20 protein-coding genes and 1 pseudogene are annotated in these 15,466 nt (G+C 40.3%); 12 read left to right on the top strand and 9 right to left on the bottom strand.

Annotated elements, in window-relative coordinates; translation table 11 throughout:
* Complete coding sequence (hda, locus tag ACYVIL_RS19765; RefSeq protein ID WP_303474038.1) at positions 1 to 723, top strand: DnaA regulatory inactivator Hda; 723 nt, start codon at positions 1 to 3, stop codon at positions 721 to 723.
* Positions 724 to 811: 88 nt separating this feature from the next.
* Here the strand turns inward: hda and ACYVIL_RS19760 are convergent, their stop codons facing one another.
* From ACYVIL_RS19760 to arsC, 3 genes are read right to left on the bottom strand one after another with little or no spacing between them, the layout of a single operon-like run.
* Positions 812 to 1,234: a DUF2069 domain-containing protein gene (locus tag ACYVIL_RS19760; RefSeq protein WP_303474039.1), complete on the bottom strand. Its 423-nt coding sequence runs from the start codon at positions 1,232 to 1,234 to the stop codon at positions 812 to 814.
* Positions 1,231 to 1,821 (bottom strand): NAD(P)H:quinone oxidoreductase, encoded by a 591-nt coding sequence (gene wrbA / locus ACYVIL_RS19755; RefSeq protein ID WP_460314408.1) that lies wholly within the window; start codon positions 1,819 to 1,821, stop codon positions 1,231 to 1,233. Before wrbA ends, ACYVIL_RS19760 begins: the two co-directional genes overlap by 4 nt.
* Positions 1,821 to 2,174, bottom strand: a complete 354-nt coding sequence (gene arsC, locus ACYVIL_RS19750; protein WP_303474040.1) for an arsenate reductase (glutaredoxin) — start codon at positions 2,172 to 2,174, stop codon at positions 1,821 to 1,823. Before arsC ends, wrbA begins: the two co-directional genes overlap by 1 nt.
* Positions 2,175 to 2,307: 133 nt before the next feature.
* Between arsC and ACYVIL_RS19745 the strand changes: the two genes are divergently transcribed.
* Entirely contained in the window at positions 2,308 to 2,802 is a 495-nt protein-coding gene (locus ACYVIL_RS19745; protein WP_460314406.1) for a TlpA family protein disulfide reductase, read from the top strand.
* On the opposite strand, the gene bepA is transcribed toward ACYVIL_RS19745, so the two are convergent.
* On the bottom strand, positions 2,799 to 4,259 hold the full coding sequence (bepA, locus tag ACYVIL_RS19740) for a beta-barrel assembly-enhancing protease (protein WP_460314510.1): 1,461 nt from the start codon (positions 4,257 to 4,259) through the stop codon (positions 2,799 to 2,801). The two genes, ACYVIL_RS19745 and bepA, sit on opposite strands and share 4 nt — an antisense overlap.
* Positions 4,260 to 4,578: 319 nt before the next feature.
* Between bepA and ACYVIL_RS19735 the strand changes: the two genes are divergently transcribed.
* The gene (locus ACYVIL_RS19735; protein ID WP_303474042.1) at positions 4,579 to 5,652 is read left to right on the top strand and encodes an AI-2E family transporter; all 1,074 of its coding nucleotides are present in this window, start codon (positions 4,579 to 4,581) and stop codon (positions 5,650 to 5,652) included.
* Positions 5,653 to 5,731: 79 nt separating this feature from the next.
* Here ACYVIL_RS19735 and bcp read toward each other — a convergent pair whose 3' ends face one another.
* Positions 5,732 to 6,199 carry a thioredoxin-dependent thiol peroxidase gene (gene bcp / locus ACYVIL_RS19730; protein WP_303474043.1) on the bottom strand — a complete coding sequence of 156 codons (468 nt, stop codon included), beginning with the start codon at positions 6,197 to 6,199 and terminating at the stop codon, positions 5,732 to 5,734.
* Positions 6,200 to 6,274: 75 nt separating this feature from the next.
* Positions 6,275 to 6,802 carry a glycine cleavage system transcriptional repressor gene (locus tag ACYVIL_RS19725; protein WP_303474044.1) on the bottom strand — a complete coding sequence of 176 codons (528 nt, stop codon included), beginning with the start codon at positions 6,800 to 6,802 and terminating at the stop codon, positions 6,275 to 6,277.
* 230 nt (positions 6,803 to 7,032) lie between these two features.
* On the opposite strand from ACYVIL_RS19725, the gene dapA reads away from it, so the two are divergent.
* The 4 genes from dapA (at position 7,033) to ACYVIL_RS19705 (ending at position 10,930) form a co-directional block, all read left to right on the top strand.
* Positions 7,033 to 7,920: a 4-hydroxy-tetrahydrodipicolinate synthase gene (gene dapA / locus ACYVIL_RS19720; RefSeq protein WP_460314403.1), complete on the top strand. Its 888-nt coding sequence runs from the start codon at positions 7,033 to 7,035 to the stop codon at positions 7,918 to 7,920.
* 22 nt (positions 7,921 to 7,942) lie between these two features.
* The gene (gene bamC, locus ACYVIL_RS19715; protein WP_460314401.1) at positions 7,943 to 9,049 is read left to right on the top strand and encodes an outer membrane protein assembly factor BamC; all 1,107 of its coding nucleotides are present in this window, start codon (positions 7,943 to 7,945) and stop codon (positions 9,047 to 9,049) included.
* A gap of 35 nt (positions 9,050 to 9,084) precedes the next feature.
* Positions 9,085 to 10,188 carry a phosphoribosylaminoimidazolesuccinocarboxamide synthase gene (locus tag ACYVIL_RS19710; RefSeq protein ID WP_460314399.1) on the top strand — a complete coding sequence of 368 codons (1,104 nt, stop codon included), beginning with the start codon at positions 9,085 to 9,087 and terminating at the stop codon, positions 10,186 to 10,188.
* A gap of 127 nt (positions 10,189 to 10,315) precedes the next feature.
* Positions 10,316 to 10,930 (top strand): flavin reductase family protein, encoded by a 615-nt coding sequence (locus tag ACYVIL_RS19705; RefSeq protein WP_460314397.1) that lies wholly within the window; start codon positions 10,316 to 10,318, stop codon positions 10,928 to 10,930.
* 15 nt (positions 10,931 to 10,945) lie between these two features.
* On the opposite strand, the gene ACYVIL_RS19700 is transcribed toward ACYVIL_RS19705, so the two are convergent.
* Together ACYVIL_RS19700 and ACYVIL_RS19695 are read right to left on the bottom strand one after the other, a co-directional pair.
* Positions 10,946 to 11,347, bottom strand: a complete 402-nt coding sequence (locus ACYVIL_RS19700) for a hypothetical protein (RefSeq protein WP_460314395.1) — start codon at positions 11,345 to 11,347, stop codon at positions 10,946 to 10,948.
* Positions 11,348 to 11,595: 248 nt separating this feature from the next.
* A complete protein-coding gene (locus ACYVIL_RS19695) occupies positions 11,596 to 11,991 on the bottom strand; it encodes an STAS/SEC14 domain-containing protein (protein WP_460314393.1) in 396 nt (131 codons plus the stop codon).
* Between the two features lie 445 nt (positions 11,992 to 12,436).
* On the opposite strand from ACYVIL_RS19695, the gene ACYVIL_RS19690 reads away from it, so the two are divergent.
* From ACYVIL_RS19690 to ACYVIL_RS19670, 5 genes are all read left to right on the top strand, one after another.
* Positions 12,437 to 12,781 (top strand): VOC family protein, encoded by a 345-nt coding sequence (locus tag ACYVIL_RS19690; protein WP_044446102.1) that lies wholly within the window; start codon positions 12,437 to 12,439, stop codon positions 12,779 to 12,781.
* A 114-nt stretch (positions 12,782 to 12,895) separates the two neighbouring features.
* Positions 12,896 to 13,330 (top strand): hypothetical protein, encoded by a 435-nt coding sequence (locus ACYVIL_RS19685; RefSeq protein WP_460314390.1) that lies wholly within the window; start codon positions 12,896 to 12,898, stop codon positions 13,328 to 13,330.
* Positions 13,331 to 13,456: 126 nt separating this feature from the next.
* Positions 13,457 to 13,888, top strand: coding sequence for a GNAT family N-acetyltransferase (locus ACYVIL_RS19680; RefSeq protein WP_460314388.1), 432 nt, complete (start codon positions 13,457 to 13,459; stop codon positions 13,886 to 13,888).
* A gap of 84 nt (positions 13,889 to 13,972) precedes the next feature.
* Complete coding sequence (locus ACYVIL_RS19675; protein ID WP_460314386.1) at positions 13,973 to 14,365, top strand: hypothetical protein; 393 nt, start codon at positions 13,973 to 13,975, stop codon at positions 14,363 to 14,365.
* 126 nt (positions 14,366 to 14,491) lie between these two features.
* Complete coding sequence (locus ACYVIL_RS19670) at positions 14,492 to 14,872, top strand: hypothetical protein (protein WP_460314384.1); 381 nt, start codon at positions 14,492 to 14,494, stop codon at positions 14,870 to 14,872.
* Positions 14,873 to 15,289: 417 nt separating this feature from the next.
* Here the strand turns inward: ACYVIL_RS19670 and ACYVIL_RS19665 are convergent.
* Positions 15,290 to 15,466 (bottom strand): annotated as a pseudogene (locus ACYVIL_RS19665) (IS110 family transposase); the annotation flags it as partial.

Below are 15,466 nucleotides of genomic sequence, written 5' to 3'. Positions count from 1 at the left end.
TTGGTTGACGACCAGTTACCAAAACAAATTTCACTCGATGTTGATTTGCCAGACGAACAGACTTTCGACTCTTTGGTGGTAGGTGATAACTCATTGATTTATCAGCATTGTGGTTTGCTTGTTGAACAAAGTAATTCCACTGAGTTGCCTTTTCTGACCTATATATCTGGTGGCGCTGGGACGGGTAAAAGTCACTTATTAGTGGCTATGTCACACAATGCGGCGCAACAAAACAAATCCCATTTTTATTTGGCCCTTGATGCGTCACTTCGCTATCCCCACACCATTTTAGATGGGATGGAAAACATTCAACTGCTATGCATCGATAATATTCAGCATATTCAGCATAGTAAAGATTGGCAAACTGCACTGTTTGATTTAATTAACCGTATTCGTGAAACTCAGGTGTGTAAGCTTGTTGTAAGCTGTGACCGCGGACCTAAACAACTGCAATTTGAATTAGCTGACCTGGTTTCACGTTTAGCCTGGGGAATTAGCTTCAGTTTAGCGCCCCTTGATGACCAAGATGCTTGTGACGCGTTAAATATTAAAGCTAAACAGCGAGGTATTAGTATTTCTCGCGAATCTTTACAGTTTTTGATCAGTCATGCGAAACGGGATATGCATAGTCTTGTGGCCGCCCTGGATGAACTGCAATTCCAAGGTATACAAGAAAAACGAAAAATTAGTATTCCCTTCATAAAACAAGTGCTAGATCTTTAGCCCTTGGCGCAGCAGCGCCTTGGCTTATTTTACTTGTTTAGATTGCTGAATATCTAAAAATGCTGCTTTATGATGACCGCGCTGGTCATTATTTTTCAAATGAGGCTTTTTCTTTGGCCATTTCATCTTTTAATTTAGGAATGCTAAGTCCTAATTCTTTTCCCCTAAGTCGGGCGTAGAAGCTACAACCAATAAACATACCAAAGCTCAATACAATTTCGATGAATGCATAATAACGTTCATCGGCAACGGCATAAAAGCTGGTGAGACCATGAATGATATAGAACATGACAATAAAGTTTGCCCATGCGTGGGTGTAAGGTTTGCCACGTAAAATTCCAGCCATGGGAAATAACAAAGGAATGGTCCAGGCAAAGGTTAAGAATATTTCAAATTGCTCACTTCTGCCCGTTGGCGTTGCCAACAAGAGATGCCAAACAGGAACCCAAACTAACAACAACAGATAACATACTAAGGCTAACTTTCGATAAATACTGGTTGGAATTTTCATTTTTGTCCTAGTTTTTGGGCTATCAAAGCAAGTCTTTTTCCCTGGGCAATACACAAAGCTTGCTCGTCTTGACTCAATTCAGATTTATTTTGAACACTCAGATGACTAACGCCGTATGGGCTACCACCGGTTTTTGTTGAGTGTAACTCAGGCTCAGAATAGGGAAGGCCACTAATTAACATGCCATGATGTAGTAAAGGGATCATCATGGTTAATAACGTTGATTCTTGCCCACCATGCAAGCTACTCGATGAGGTAAAAACACATCCTGGCTTGCCGCTTAAATTAGCAGACAGCCACAAAGATGAGGTTGAGTCCCAAAAGTGTTTCATGGCACTGCTCATATTGCCAAATCGGGTAGGGCTGCCCAGCGCCAATCCGCTGCAACTAGCCAGCTCTTCTAAGGTTACATAGGGATCTCCTGATTCAGGCACAGGTTGCTGTTCAAAATCTATGCCTGTGGACACCGTAGGTACAGTGCGAACAATCACGTCGGCCCCTTGCATTTGCGCACCTAATGCAATTTTGTTGGCTAAATTTCGCGTTGCGCCATGTAAGCTGTAGTACAAAACTAGAATAGGGCCCACTATAGGATGTCCAATACCGATTCTGGCGGACGACCAATTCTAGCTTGATTGTTATTCACAACAATTGGGCGTTCAATTAGTTTAGGGTAGGTGGCCATGGCAGAAATTAACTGGGATGCAGTGACGTTTTCATCACCAAGATTATTTTCAGTATAATCTTTTTCTTTTAAGCGCATCATTTTACGCGGATCCTCAATATTCAGCAATGCCATAAGCCCTTCGATTTGCGAAACTGATAGTGGCGTTTTTAAATATTCTATAATCTCGGGCTGTAAGCCTTTGTCCGTTAGCAATGCTAAGGTTTGTCGACTCTTGCTACAGCGAGGATTATGATAAATTCGTAAGTTTTGCATAATTTGTTTACTTTTCATTGCCAATTAAATTGCAGTATTCTAAAGGGTAATGCATGGCGGCAACAAATATTATTTGGTTTGTTATGCTAATTTCATGTAGGAAGCGAAGGGTAAAATAGGAAACACAGGGTTTATGATTAAAAAATTGATCTTCGTTAGTTTTGGGTTAGCAGCGGCCGTAGCTGGTTTTTACTTGTCTTTGAATCTTAAATCTGACTTTGAAACTGTGGAAGGGAAAAGTTATCAATGGCAAGATTTTAACGGACAGTTTTTAGTCGTTAATTATTTTGCAGAGTGGTGTGCCCCTTGTTTAAAAGAAATTCCAGAGCTGAACCAGTTTGAACGCTTTGCGGATGGAGAAACAGATGTCGCATTGTTGGCCGTCAATTTTGATAATCTGCCCACGCCAGAGTTACTGGCGTTAAAACAAAAGTATCAAATTGATTTTAGGATCATTTCAGGTTTGCCAGAAAATACGGTTTTTAGCAAACCGAAATCTTTACCCACCACTTTTATTATTGGCCCCGACGGAGCGCTAATTAAACAGCTTCAAGGCGAACAAAGTAATGCAAGTTTACAGAATATTATTATCCAGCTTCGACAACGACAACTGTTGCAGTCTAGCTAAAGGGATTTGATCTTGTCTATTTGTTCTCTGATTTGATCGATTCTGGCCCTGATTCGTTGTTTTTCTAGTTGTCGGTCACCGGCAAAGTTATATGCGCTGTGAAGCTCATCTATGGCTCTGGCATAGGCACTTACCAAAACATATACCTCAGCCTTGCTTTGGTGCATTTCTAACATTTGACGACTTTCCAGGTATGCATCTGTTAACAACTGTAAGGCCAATAAGTTTTTCGGGTTCACCAACAAAAAGTCTTTTAGCAAGTTTGTCGCTTTTTTAATATCCCCTTTTTTAATCAGTATGTTAGCTAAATTAAGCGTTATCACACTATTGTGGGGGGTATGTTTTGCTTGTTCTGATAACATCGCAATGGCCGGTTCGAAGTCTTTTTGAGCGATGGACAAATCGGTGGCAATATCCAAATAGAAAAGGTTATTCGAATCGTTATTTAATAGTTGCTGGACGATTTTTTGTGCTTCTGCATATTGCTCATTTTCAAAATAAGACAGGGCTAAGCCGTACATTGCAGATTGTTTGAAAACATATTGTTGTTTATCAAGGATATCTTTAAAACCGATAATATTGTCTTTTGGATTGCCATAATAACGAGCAACGATCCTCGCTTTTGCTAGGTGGAAGCTCAGTCTTGCTGGCACCTGTCGCACATTATACGAACTTGCTCGACTGCGCGCATCGGCAATACGGGATTGTGGTAGGGGGTGAGTCAATAAATACGCAAAAGGCGTAGATTGTAGTCGATATTTTTCCGCTAATTTTCCAAAAAATGATGCAGCGGCATTGGGATCGTAACCGCTTTGAGCCAATACTTGAATACCAATACGGTCGGCTTCCCGCTCGTTAGCCCGAGTATAGTTGATGGACGCTTGTTGCGCGGCAGCATTGGTTGCACTTAACGCTGCCATACCGGCTTCGGGATTGGCGATGGCTAACAAGACACTACCGAAAATGGAAGCTAACTGGAGCGGCGTGGACTTTTGTTGGGATTGCATTTTTCGGGCAATATGGCGCTGAGTCACGTGGGCAATTTCGTGGGCAAGCACAGAGGCTAATTCACTTTCATTGTCTGAGTTGAATATTAACCCTGTGTGCACCCCAACATGACCACCGAAAAATGCAAATGCGTTTATATCTGCATTATTTATTAGAAAAAACTTAAAAGGGAATTTTACATTATCTGCTTGTACCACCAGACGATTGCCTAAATCTTGTAGGTATTCGTCTAATAAAGGATCGTTAACCAGCGGCGCTTGACCACGAAGTTGGCGCATTAATATTTCGCCAATTTGCATTTCTTTGTCAATACTAATGGCATCTGATGCCACAACGCCAATTTCTGGTAAGGCATTGCGTTGGTGCTGGTCGCTAACTTGCGCTCCCACGAATGTTGAGGTAAGGGCGAATAGGCCAGAAGCTACTGCTACAACAAGACACTTAGTCATATTTTTCAATCTAACTTCTCTCAAATTTCTCTATCCACTCTATATGTATGGGTTAATTCGCCTATTTGAAACAGTTACGGGCAAATAAGTTCAGTTTATAACGTCAATATTATGTAAATCTAGCGGTAATATATCATTACACTCAGCATATAAGAGCAGATATCTTATATTCTAATTTCATTTAATTTTAATGATTAAACGTGCAAATATAGTGTAAGTTATTATGCAGGTATTTATCGAACCTCGCAGCAAATTGCATTACAGTCAATGTCGTGTTCAGGAAACAACCCCCACAGAAGTAAAATAGGCAGGAAATTACATGTTTGAGATGTTAGATCGCTGGTATAAGCGTAAGTTTTCGGATCCGGATTCTCTTATGCTACTCATGCTACTGATCTTTGTATCCGTATTATTCGCTATTTGGGGCGATATACTGATGCCCGTTATTGTGGCAGCCGTTATCGCCTATTTACTGGATTGGCCATTAATGCAGTTAATGAGGCTAGGGATAAACCGAATGTATGCTACCGCAATTATTGTGTTGGCATTTATTGCTGTGTGTATTTTGACCTTTATTGGCTTAGTTCCGGTTATTACCCAACAAAGTGTGAATTTGATCAAGGAAACTCCTCAAATATGGAATAAAGGTCAAGAGTGGTTGTTAACGCTGCCAGAGTTGTATCCAAATTTTATTCAAATTTACCATATTCAGAATATATTGGAGGAGATCAATCAAAAAATTGTCCAAGTGGGCGAAACCCTTATCTCCGCTTCATTTAGTTCATTAGCAGATGTGGGGGCAATACTCATTTATCTCATTTTAGTGCCTTTGATGTTGTTTTTTATGCTCAAAGATAAGAACTTATTAATTGAGAATTTATTACGTATTATGCCTAACGAACGCCGCTTGATTAAACAGGTAAGTTCGGAAATGAACCTACAAATCGCTAATTATATCCGCGGTAAAGTGATTGAAATTATTATTGTGGGGGCAGTGTCTTCGATTACTTTTGCCCTAATGGATCTTCGTTACGCCGTGTTGTTAGGGGTACTCGTTGGCTTTTCCGTTTTAATTCCATACATAGGCGCGGCTGTAGTTACTTTACCCGTTGCTATTGTGGCCTTGTTCCAATGGGGGATCACTCCGGATTTCTGGTATTTAATGATTGCCTACGCAATCATCCAAGGGTTAGACGGAAACGTACTAGTGCCTATCTTATTTTCTGAAGCCGTTAGTTTACATCCCATTTATATTATTGTGGCTGTGCTGTTTTTCGGCGGTCTGTGGGGTTTCTGGGGCGTATTCTTTGCCATCCCTCTGGCAACATTGGTTAAAGCCGTTATCAACGCTTGGTCTCCCAGTGTAAGTCCTGAACAAGAAACTAGCCTCTAAAGCGCATTTGCACAGTGCTGAAATGGAGAACCAAAAAAGGGAGCAAACTTGCTCCCTTTTGATATTCAGCGAGTTTAACTTAACTATTGGTTAAGAAATCTAGCACGACTTGGTGGTGATCTTTGGTTTTGAATTTGTCAAATACATGGGAAACAACACCTTCAGGATCGATTAAAAAAGAGATGCGATGGATCCCATCATACTCGCGTCCCATAAACTTTTTCGGACCCCAAACGCCAAATTGATCTGCCACTGCGTGGTCTTCATCTGACAATAACGTAAAGTTTAGTTGTTCTTTTTCGGCAAACTTGGGTAAACGTTTCTGTGCATCTGGGCTGATCCCTAACGTAACCACATTCAGTTTATCCAACTCAGCTTTTGAATCTCGTAAACCCTGGGCTTGCACAGTGCAGCCTGGGGTCATTGCTTTAGGATAAAAATACACTAAAACATGCTTGCCTTTAAAATCTGCCAATGAGACGGCATTGTCATTCTGATCTTGAAGTGTAAATTGCGGCGCTTTATCGCCGGCTTTAAGTCGGTTCATGTAATGATCCTAAATAGTTGATTAAGTTATGGTTAACACTCTTTGTGCCGTTACCTTTGCAACCCGCGGGGTAAATTAGTGATTTTCACTAATTTTACCAGACAAATTTAAGCTATCTAGTAGTGCATGGAATTGAGTGGTAAGCCCTGTCATATCACCCTCGAGAGGCATGCTTGCGACAAATTTGACCTTCATCTTTTCCTTCTGACTATCTTGGTCAGTGAACGTATGCTGCCGCAATGCACTTATTGCTGCATCGAAACTCGTTAGCAAAGCAGACACCTTGTGGATCACACCAGGAATATCGTCGCCACTGATTTGTACATCAATAAGATGTTCCAAATTTTGTTTACTGTGACGCTTGGTACGCTTCATCATAGAGAGTAGATCATGGCTTTGACAGGTTTGAGGTATTTTCAGCTCAGCCTTAGTAATTTCCAGCTGTGAGCCTTCCAAAATCATGGTAAGTGAAAAGTCTTCACCATAAATAGCTTGGCGGCTGTCCAAAATATTGCAACCTGTAGCGCTAACAGTATTGGAAATTTCACTTAAAATTCCCATATTATTACCGCCCAGAATAGTAACGATGAGTTGTTGTTTCATTAATTAAAATTAATTCAAAGTAAAAACGAAAGGACTATTATAAAGGAATTTTTAAACTTTTAAAAAACAACTATTTGAGTTTATTTATGCAGAACTAAATTAGGGCGACAAAACCCAAGTCTGTTGCACTATTTAGTAAACAGATTCAGGTAAGACTATTTTATTGATTATCTGCTTGTTTTTAGCGGCCTTGATCATTACCATTAGGCGCTCATTTTTGTGGAGAAAACATGTTTAAAGGTAGTTTTGTAGCGCTTGTAACCCCGATGCACCCAGACGGGGAGGTAGATTATGTTGGACTTAAAAAGCTTGTTGAGTTTCATGTTGAAAATGGAACTCATGGTTTGGTGTCTGTAGGCACAACCGGCGAATCAGCAACTTTACCCTTTGAAGAACATATCGAAGTGGTGAAAAAAACCGTTGAATATGCGAATAATGCGATCCCGGTGATAGCGGGGAGTGGCGCAAACTCAACCTCTGAAGCGATTTTTTTAAGTCAACAATTGGCTAATACCGGTATTGCTGGTTTTTTAAGTGTGGTGCCGTATTACAATAAACCACAGCAAAAAGGCATGATTGCCCATTTTGAAGCCATCGCCGATGCCACTGATTTACCTGTGCTTCTTTACAATGTACCAGGTAGAACTGTTGCTGATATGCTGCCAGAAACCGTTGCGGTATTAGCAAAACACAAAAATATTGTGGGATTAAAAGATGCAACAGGGGATATGGCGCGCTTGAAGCAAACCCAACCCCTAGTGCCAGATGACTTCTTATTGCTTAGCGGTGATGACCTTACTAGCTGCGAATTTTTATGCAACGGTGGCCACGGTGTGATTTCGGTAACGGCAAACATAGTACCGGCTGAAATGGCAAAAATGTGTGAGTTAGCCGCAGCTAAAGATTTTGCTGAAGCAAAAAAAGTTGATCAGTCGGTTGCAGCGCTTCACGACGCTTTATTTATTGAGCCCAATCCAGTACTGCCGAAGTGGGTTTTGTACAAAATGGGTTTAATTGACAGTGCTTTTTTACGCTTACCATTAATTCTTCCGGAACTCCAATCCAAAAATGTAATCGAAGACGTCATGCGTGCAACAGGCATTACAATTAATGGTTAGAAAAAACACAAAGGAATTAAGCATGGCTCGATTGACAATTTTAGCAGTATGTCTAGGTGTAGGCGCTTTAAGCGGTTGTACTAGCCTTGAAGAAAGGCAGCGTGCCAATGGTGATTATGACTACGTAGAGTCTGAAGAAAATGTGGCTTACAAAGTTCCCAGTGACTTAGACAAGCCATATTATAAGAACGATTATGATATTCCAGAGTTGGGCGAGAATGCGCCAAAAGAGTTAATTGGCGATAAAGTTACGGTAACTTCGCCGTCTTTAGTACTGCCTTTGGTTTCTGGTTCCCATGTAGAGGAAGGTTTAAAAGAAGCTACCGTTTGGTTTGACCAAATTGATGATTCTGAGCCTTTAGATACAACCATTTGGAATTCAGTGATCAGCTTTTTAGATGAAAGAGACATTGGCGTTGTTGAATTTGACAAAGACGCACAAGTTTTAGTAACTGATTGGATGATTATTGAACCAGATGAAAACAATAGCTGGTTTAACTGGACAACTACTGAGCGCAGTATTGGACGTCGATTTGAGTTTAATTTAGATATTAAACCCCACGGTAGAACAGCAAAATTAAAAGTTGTACTACGTGATTATTTAGAGACTGTGGGTGAAGAAGTGATTGCCGATCTTAATTTTGAGCAATCGCGTCGTAACGAAGTCGAAATCTTAAACCAAGTGATCAGTCATTACGAAAAGCAAGTGCGTTTGGAAGATGTGAAGAGAATCCGTCAAATCCGCAATGGTTTTGCTTTAGAAATGGGATTCAATGCTGATGGCGATCCTGCTTACGTAGTGGATGGTCAATATGACTTGGTTTGGCCTCGTTTGCTGCTTGTTCTTCGCAAACTGGGCTTTAATGTAAAAGATTTGGATAAATCTACCGGCCTGTTGTTTGTTAATTACGGTGGGGCAGAGAGCTCCTGGTGGGATAATTTATTCTCAAAAAGCGACGGTCAACTTGATTTAGAAAAAACGGACTATCGTATTCAGGTGAAAAAACAAGGGCCGAAAACCTCTTTTACCCTGTTGAATGAAGAAAGCGAACCTTTTGAGGTTAAAAAAGTAACTGATTTGTATCCTGACTTTAAAGAAGCCATGGGCACAGAGAACTTAGATATTTAATTGATAACAATGCGCGTTTTATTGGAATTTGTAGTATGAGTTTAGCCAACACGGTTTTAGCGGTGAATGATGACTTACCCATTCGAACGAATGAGCCCGTTCACAGTGGCAAAGTTCGTTCGGTATATTGGTTAACCGAACAAGACAGTCGTCGGCTAATTCTGCAAAACAATTATGACGTGGCAGAAGATACCCCTTTAGCCGTGATGGTTATTAGTGATCGTATTTCTGCATTTGATTGCGTGTGGCGCGCTGAACAAGGCTTAGACGGTGTTCCGGGAAAAGGTGCAGCGTTAAATGCCATTTCAAATCATTGGTTCGATTTATTTAAACAACATGGGTTGGCCGATAGTCACATTTTGGATGTCCCTCATCCGTTGGTTTGGATAGTTCAAAAAGCCAAACCTGTGCTCATAGAAGCGATTGGAAGACAGTACATTACGGGTTCCATGTGGCGTGCTTATAGCAAAGGTGATCGTGATTTTTGCGGTATCAAACTGCCTGAAGGCCTTGAGAAAGACAGTAAATTACCCGAGTTGCTGATAACACCATCAACCAAAGGTGTACTCACAGGAATTCCCGGTGTGCAAGAAGCCGATGATGCCAATATTACTAGGCAATCGATTGTCGAGCACTTTGCGCGCTTTAATTTTAAACAGATCAGTGATGTTGATTTGTATGAAAAGCTTCTAAAACAGGGCTTTGACCTTATTTCTTCGGCGTTATCTGATATTGATCAAATATTTGTAGATACAAAATTTGAGTTTGGTTATGTTAAAGATAGACAAGGGCAAGACAAGCTTATTTATATGGATGAAGTAGGGACCCCTGATTCATCTCGTATTTGGGATGGTCCTGCATATCGAGACGGCAAAGTGATCGAAAACTCTAAAGAGGGTTTTAGGCAAATGCTTTTAAGTTATTTTCCGGAGCCTGACATTTTGTTAAACAAAGACAGAATGCCAGAACGAGCTGCACTTGCACAAAATAATCTGTTGCCTCAGCAAGCGCTTATGGATTTGTCACAAACCTACTTAAATATAGCTGAGAAAATAACGGGTAAACCCATAAAGCTTAGCAATAATCCTAAACAAGAGATCATTGGCGTTCTGCAAGACAAATACGGATTAGTGGATTGATTAAATTGATCTTGTATCAAGATTTAATGACAAGATAATAAACTAAGGATCAGTTTTTAGCGTGTAAATGATTAAGAATGATAATCTAAAAGTCTGAAGAACATAAAACCTTTGGAAAGCATTTGTGATGTCGAACAATTACTATTTTTATGAGCCTAAAGAAGGCCATCCCCTCAAGCATGATCCATTTAATGCCATTATTGCGCCTAGACCTATAGGTTGGATTTCAACCCTAAATGCACAAGGCGTGGCTAACCTTGCCCCTTATAGTTTTTTTAACGCATTTAATTACACACCACCTATCATTGGTTTTTCTAGCATTGGATTTAAAGATTCTGTAGAAAACGCCCAGCAAAGGGGAGAGTTTTGCTGGAATTTAGTGACTCGGGAACTCTCTGAAAAAATGAATCTTACCAGTGCAATGATAGACGGTGATGAATTCGAATTTGCTGAGTTGGAAAAGGGCAGATCTAAAATAATAGATACCCCTCAGGTTGCCAGTTCCCCGGTAACTATGGAATGTAAAACAACACAAGTGATTCAACTACAATCGCAAAATGGTGATGTTTGCGATAGCTACCTAGTGTTAGGCGAAGTTGTAGCCGTTCATATTGAAAAGTCTGCTGTGGTAGATGGCGTGTATCAAACTACGTACAATCAGCCCATATTACGAGGCGGTGGGGCTGGAGACTACTTTGCTGTGAATGATATGCAACAATTTGAAATGCTACGCCCTAAATAGTTACGTAGCGTTGGCTTAACTTGCAATTTGTTTTTGTTGAATTTCACTAAACCAGCTCAACGCATCTTCTTTCGTTTTAAAGTACTGGATATTTTGGTATTTCGTAGACTCGACTCTTAGCCTGGCGATTTGAGCGATAATTTTATTTTCAATGATTAGCGCTTTGGCCAACATATTTCGGGTGTTTATCCAACGATTAAAACTATCTATAACAGTGTAGGCTTCCGGTGTTGCCCCTTCTAGATGGAGCATATCGGCCAACACTAAAAACTGTTTGTCTCCAAACTGCTCAATTAAGCTTTTCGCTTCTTGAACGAAAAGTTTGGTAGTTGCTACATTAAACATACCGGCGAAACGCACAACTATGGTATTGCCATCAATAAACGTGTTGTAAGAACCATAAGGTGTATTCATCATCCTTACTCCCTCTTGATTAGGTTTGCTTAGCTTAGGTAGCAAACGGGTTAGTTTTTTCCTCTGATGCTAAGATGATAGCTAAGTTGACGCTAAAATAAACAAAAATAACGCTAATTTAGCCTAAAGTATAAGAAATGAAACATCCCGTTTTAACAGGCTTGTAAGGGAGTTATTGATCTTTATAGGTGTTGAAATTCTATAGGAATTAAAGCCTTAGGTTGAGTTAACCTAGTTAGAGTTTAACGATGTTATAGGGAGTTGTTGGTTTGAGTGTTCTTGACCCATTCAATAGCATCATGGAGATCATGGAAATACCTGACGTTCTGTTTTTTTAATTCAGGTACGCGTTCAGATACAATTTTGCCTATCACATCGTTTGAAACGACAATTGCTTTGGCGACGAGATTCTGCGAATTTACCCAGTGGTTAAATTTATCAATCATCTCATATCCTTCTGGGGTTAGGCCCAGCATATCACTAATATCTATGAGCATAGCAAACGGTTTGCCGTCGAACTGGTTAATCATTTTTTTAGTTTCGCTTAAGTATGTTGCAGCGGTATGCCCACTGAACATACCTCTAAATGTTTGATAAACAATGTTATCTTCAACACGAAATTGATAAGAGCCTAGGGGTGTTTTCATTGATACAAATCACTATCAAATGAGCCAAAATAGTCCATTTTTAAAGGGCACTAGTCATAATGTAGTGTAAATATGACACAATCTCAAAATTCGAGAAAGTGCAATGGGAATTATTTTTCACTTTAAAGAAGAGATGACAATCTCTCAACTGTGCCAATAAGTGGCTGTTAAACAGAGATAACATTAAGCCCCAAATTAAATAGCAAACCGTTAAAATTAATATTACTAATTCAGGTAAAACTGATTTTTTCCGTACCAATGCAAATTTAGGGAAAATTTCCGTTTTATATGCAAACTAATCATTTTATCTTGCTAATATTTTTAACCTGTACAGACAGTTAACAAATATGCTAAAAATGACTCATGTTAAATACAGGAAATATTCCGCGTAATAAAAGGGATTTTTTCTAACTAATAATATTGTTAGCTGCCTTTGGAAAGATTCATGGATGTAATAGATATAAAAACATTTGTTCCAAGTAAGGATTACGAGATTTCTAAATCTTTCTACTCGGAAATTGGATTCAAATCAGAATACGTAACCGATGACCTCACGCTTTTTGAAAACGGAGATTGCCTTTTCTTTTTGCAGCGCTTTTACAATGAGGACATGGCCAAGAACTTCATGTTGCAAATCTGCGTTTCAGACATATACGATGCGTATGAGATATGTTCTAAGTCGGAAAACAAATCCAAGATTACGCCAATACAACAAGAATCTTGGGGCAAAGTTTTTTATTTATGGGGGCCAGTAGGTGAACTGTTGCACATTACGCAGTTGGGCAGCTAACAAAACGCTCAAGCCACTCCCTTCGGTCGCTGGGACGCCAATACGCGGGGCGGCTGCGCCATTATGCCCCACGCATCTGCGCCCCTTAGCTTAAAGTTATATTGCAGGAGTAACATGGAAAGTCAGCTCGTAGTTTCATCAATATGGGAAGATGAATCTTTATTTGAAATCTCTATATTCGGTAGTAATGGGCAGTTCTCTGGTCAAGCAGATTGCTATACAAATAGAGAGGAGATTGATCATCTGGGAAAGCTTCTTGAGAAATTTCCTCGAAACACAAAAGATGAGTTCGAGTTCAAAAGCCGTTCCACCCCCGATCTTTCATATTTCTCCATTCATGCTTTCTGTATAGACAATTCTGGACATACAATGTTTGCTGTTACTATTGCTCACATCGAATCTTTCACAAATGTCAGAAACGAAAACTATAAAGTTAACTTTGATATGAAAGTCGAGCCTCAAGCAATTTGTAACTTTGGGATGCAGCTTCAGCGCCTAGCGGTTAACCCTCTTGGTAAAACAAAGGCTGTATTGAAAAATGCAATATAACAAAAAAATTAAGTACGCCCGCTGCGCGGGCTGGGACGCAAACATGTGGGCTGACTCACTTCGTTCGGATTTTAGCCCACATGTCTGCGCCCCTTATTTAAAAAGTTATAAAGCCATGGAGGTTCTGTGTCAGTACTAACCGTTAGTGATGATAAGTCACTGCTTGATGTTGCAAAAATTCATCACTTTTTGACAACGGAAAGTACCTGGGCGCAAGGGATTACTTACGACACTGTAAGTCGTGGTATTGAAAATTCGGTTTGTATAGGTGCTTATATAGGCAAAGAGCAAGTAGGGTTCAGCCGAATCATTACGGATCAAGCAACTTTCGCAAACCTTGTTGATGTTATCGTTTGGCCTGAGTATCGAGGACAGGGGATATCCAGGAAATTAATGGAGGCCGTAGTGCAGCACCCAAGTGTTAATGGCGTGCGGCGTTTTACGTTAGCTACTTCAAATGCGCACGGATTGTACAATAAGTATGGCTTCACACCTTTGCGGAATCCGAGTACTTTTATGGAAATATACATGCCGGACATCTATGCAAAGGCTTTATAACAAGCGCCTGTTTCGGACATTTACTCGCTGGCCAAACGGCGGTCAGCAAGCAAATGCCGTAAAGGCGAGGCGTTAGGTGCTTTAGTGAAAACTGAAAAGGAACTACTTGCTGAATTTACTGAACTTGTCTTTGGGCAAGGTGATTCAACAATGAAGTTGACTAAAGCTCATATAATGACCTTTCCAATTTCAGATGTACGACAAGTAGCACAAGACGCCTTAGAAGTTTGCTCTCATATGAAAATTACTCAACGAGAAAATTTAGAGTCAGAACTACTGAATCTTGGTTTACCATCGCTAGTAATTTTAGAAAACCAATCATATAAAACTTTTCTCAAAATTACTTCCAGAGGTAGAATTACCAAAGAGGATGATTGGAGGATGGTGCGCTCCTTATTGGATACGGACACACTTAATGAAAACCAAAAAATTTATGCAGCGGAGTTATTAGATAGTTTTGAATATACACGCACCTAACAAAAACATTATGTTCATTCGCTGCGCTCATTGGGACGCAAACTCGCTGGCTCAGCTCATTCTTCGCAAGTATAGCCAACAAGCTTGCGCCCCATATGTTAAGCGTTATGTGCTTTAAGGTATCTGATGCTGTCAATCACCAATGAAGATAAAGAGAATCAACTTAAACGTTATTGTCAACACTGGTTAAACTTACTTGCCACAAATGAATTTGAAGGTGCGGCAAAGCTCATTGATATCAAAAATAACTACGGTGTTGTATGGGCAGAATCCGAGCTAAGAGACGTAGTTCAAGGTTATTTTGGAAGCAGTGTCCCTGTCAGTTTTCAAAACGAAGATATAGCGAATTGTTACCCTGAGTATCTAGAAACCGATTCAGGCTCATTGATCTTCGGCTTTTACTTACCTGCTAATGGTGAGATAACAGACTTAACTGTTGAATTTGAGTTCGTACCAACAGGAAATCACGAATATGCTGCAACAATCAACGATGTTCACGTGCTCTAGCATGCACGCACATAACAAGTTGCCTAAGTTCGCCGCAAAAAGCGCGGCTGGGACAAATACTCACTGGGCTTCGCCCAACAACGTTCGCATTTGCCCCTTGGCAAAGCGTTGGTATGACTCCCCATGTCAATTAAAACGTAACGATCTTGCCTAAACCTTTATAAGCCTATTTTTGTTGCTCAAATAAATTGAGTTAACGCATCGAGTGAAGCAAGTAAATTCGTCGGTTGTCATGCTGGTATTCGTGGATTATTCATCTTTTAATGAACAGCGCCTACCTTACTTATTCCGTCGTGACACCTGTCTTCAGTCTATGTTCGTGGTTCAATAATGGGTTAGCATTATTGCCATCCTAACGCCCTCGGTGGTTGTGCCACAGCCGATGCTTGACCCAATGCATTAACTCAAACTCTTCTCTCATGCAGGCACCCTAGATAAGCGTAATTTTGGGTTAACCTGCGGTAATACGACTTCCCGTGAGATAGCCCAGATATAGGCAATCATTTCTCTAGCGATGGCTGTGACAACTACATTGTAGTGTTTACCTTTGTGCATCAGTCGTTGATATCGACGACATAATCTCAGTTGTGCTTT

It is taken from the genome of Aliiglaciecola aliphaticivorans, from assembly GCF_054782055.1.
Note: the sequence above shows the minus strand (reverse complement) of the source record. Positions and strands in the feature narration are given on the sequence as shown.

What these genes read in the sequence shown, in the direction of transcription:
- bepA (WP_460314510.1), bottom strand. Translation starts at nt 4,259, where the DNA reads ATGACTAAGTGTCTTGTTGTAGCAGTAGCTTCTGGCCTATTCGCCCTT.
- ACYVIL_RS19670 (WP_460314384.1), top strand. Translation starts at nt 14,492, where the DNA reads ATGCTGTCAATCACCAATGAAGATAAAGAGAATCAACTTAAACGTTAT.
- ACYVIL_RS19760 (WP_303474039.1), bottom strand. Translation starts at nt 1,234, where the DNA reads ATGAAAATTCCAACCAGTATTTATCGAAAGTTAGCCTTAGTATGTTAT.
- ACYVIL_RS19705 (WP_460314397.1), top strand. Translation starts at nt 10,316, where the DNA reads ATGTCGAACAATTACTATTTTTATGAGCCTAAAGAAGGCCATCCCCTC.
- ACYVIL_RS19745 (WP_460314406.1), top strand. Translation starts at nt 2,308, where the DNA reads ATGATTAAAAAATTGATCTTCGTTAGTTTTGGGTTAGCAGCGGCCGTA.
- ACYVIL_RS19695 (WP_460314393.1), bottom strand. Translation starts at nt 11,991, where the DNA reads ATGAAAACACCCCTAGGCTCTTATCAATTTCGTGTTGAAGATAACATT.
- dapA (WP_460314403.1), top strand. Translation starts at nt 7,033, where the DNA reads ATGTTTAAAGGTAGTTTTGTAGCGCTTGTAACCCCGATGCACCCAGAC.
- ACYVIL_RS19710 (WP_460314399.1), top strand. Translation starts at nt 9,085, where the DNA reads ATGAGTTTAGCCAACACGGTTTTAGCGGTGAATGATGACTTACCCATT.
- ACYVIL_RS19700 (WP_460314395.1), bottom strand. Translation starts at nt 11,347, where the DNA reads ATGATGAATACACCTTATGGTTCTTACAACACGTTTATTGATGGCAAT.
- ACYVIL_RS19725 (WP_303474044.1), bottom strand. Translation starts at nt 6,802, where the DNA reads ATGAAACAACAACTCATCGTTACTATTCTGGGCGGTAATAATATGGGA.
- ACYVIL_RS19690 (WP_044446102.1), top strand. Translation starts at nt 12,437, where the DNA reads ATGGATGTAATAGATATAAAAACATTTGTTCCAAGTAAGGATTACGAG.
- ACYVIL_RS19685 (WP_460314390.1), top strand. Translation starts at nt 12,896, where the DNA reads ATGGAAAGTCAGCTCGTAGTTTCATCAATATGGGAAGATGAATCTTTA.
- ACYVIL_RS19735 (WP_303474042.1), top strand. Translation starts at nt 4,579, where the DNA reads ATGTTTGAGATGTTAGATCGCTGGTATAAGCGTAAGTTTTCGGATCCG.
- arsC (WP_303474040.1), bottom strand. Translation starts at nt 2,174, where the DNA reads ATGCAAAACTTACGAATTTATCATAATCCTCGCTGTAGCAAGAGTCGA.
- bcp (WP_303474043.1), bottom strand. Translation starts at nt 6,199, where the DNA reads ATGAACCGACTTAAAGCCGGCGATAAAGCGCCGCAATTTACACTTCAA.
- bamC (WP_460314401.1), top strand. Translation starts at nt 7,943, where the DNA reads ATGGCTCGATTGACAATTTTAGCAGTATGTCTAGGTGTAGGCGCTTTA.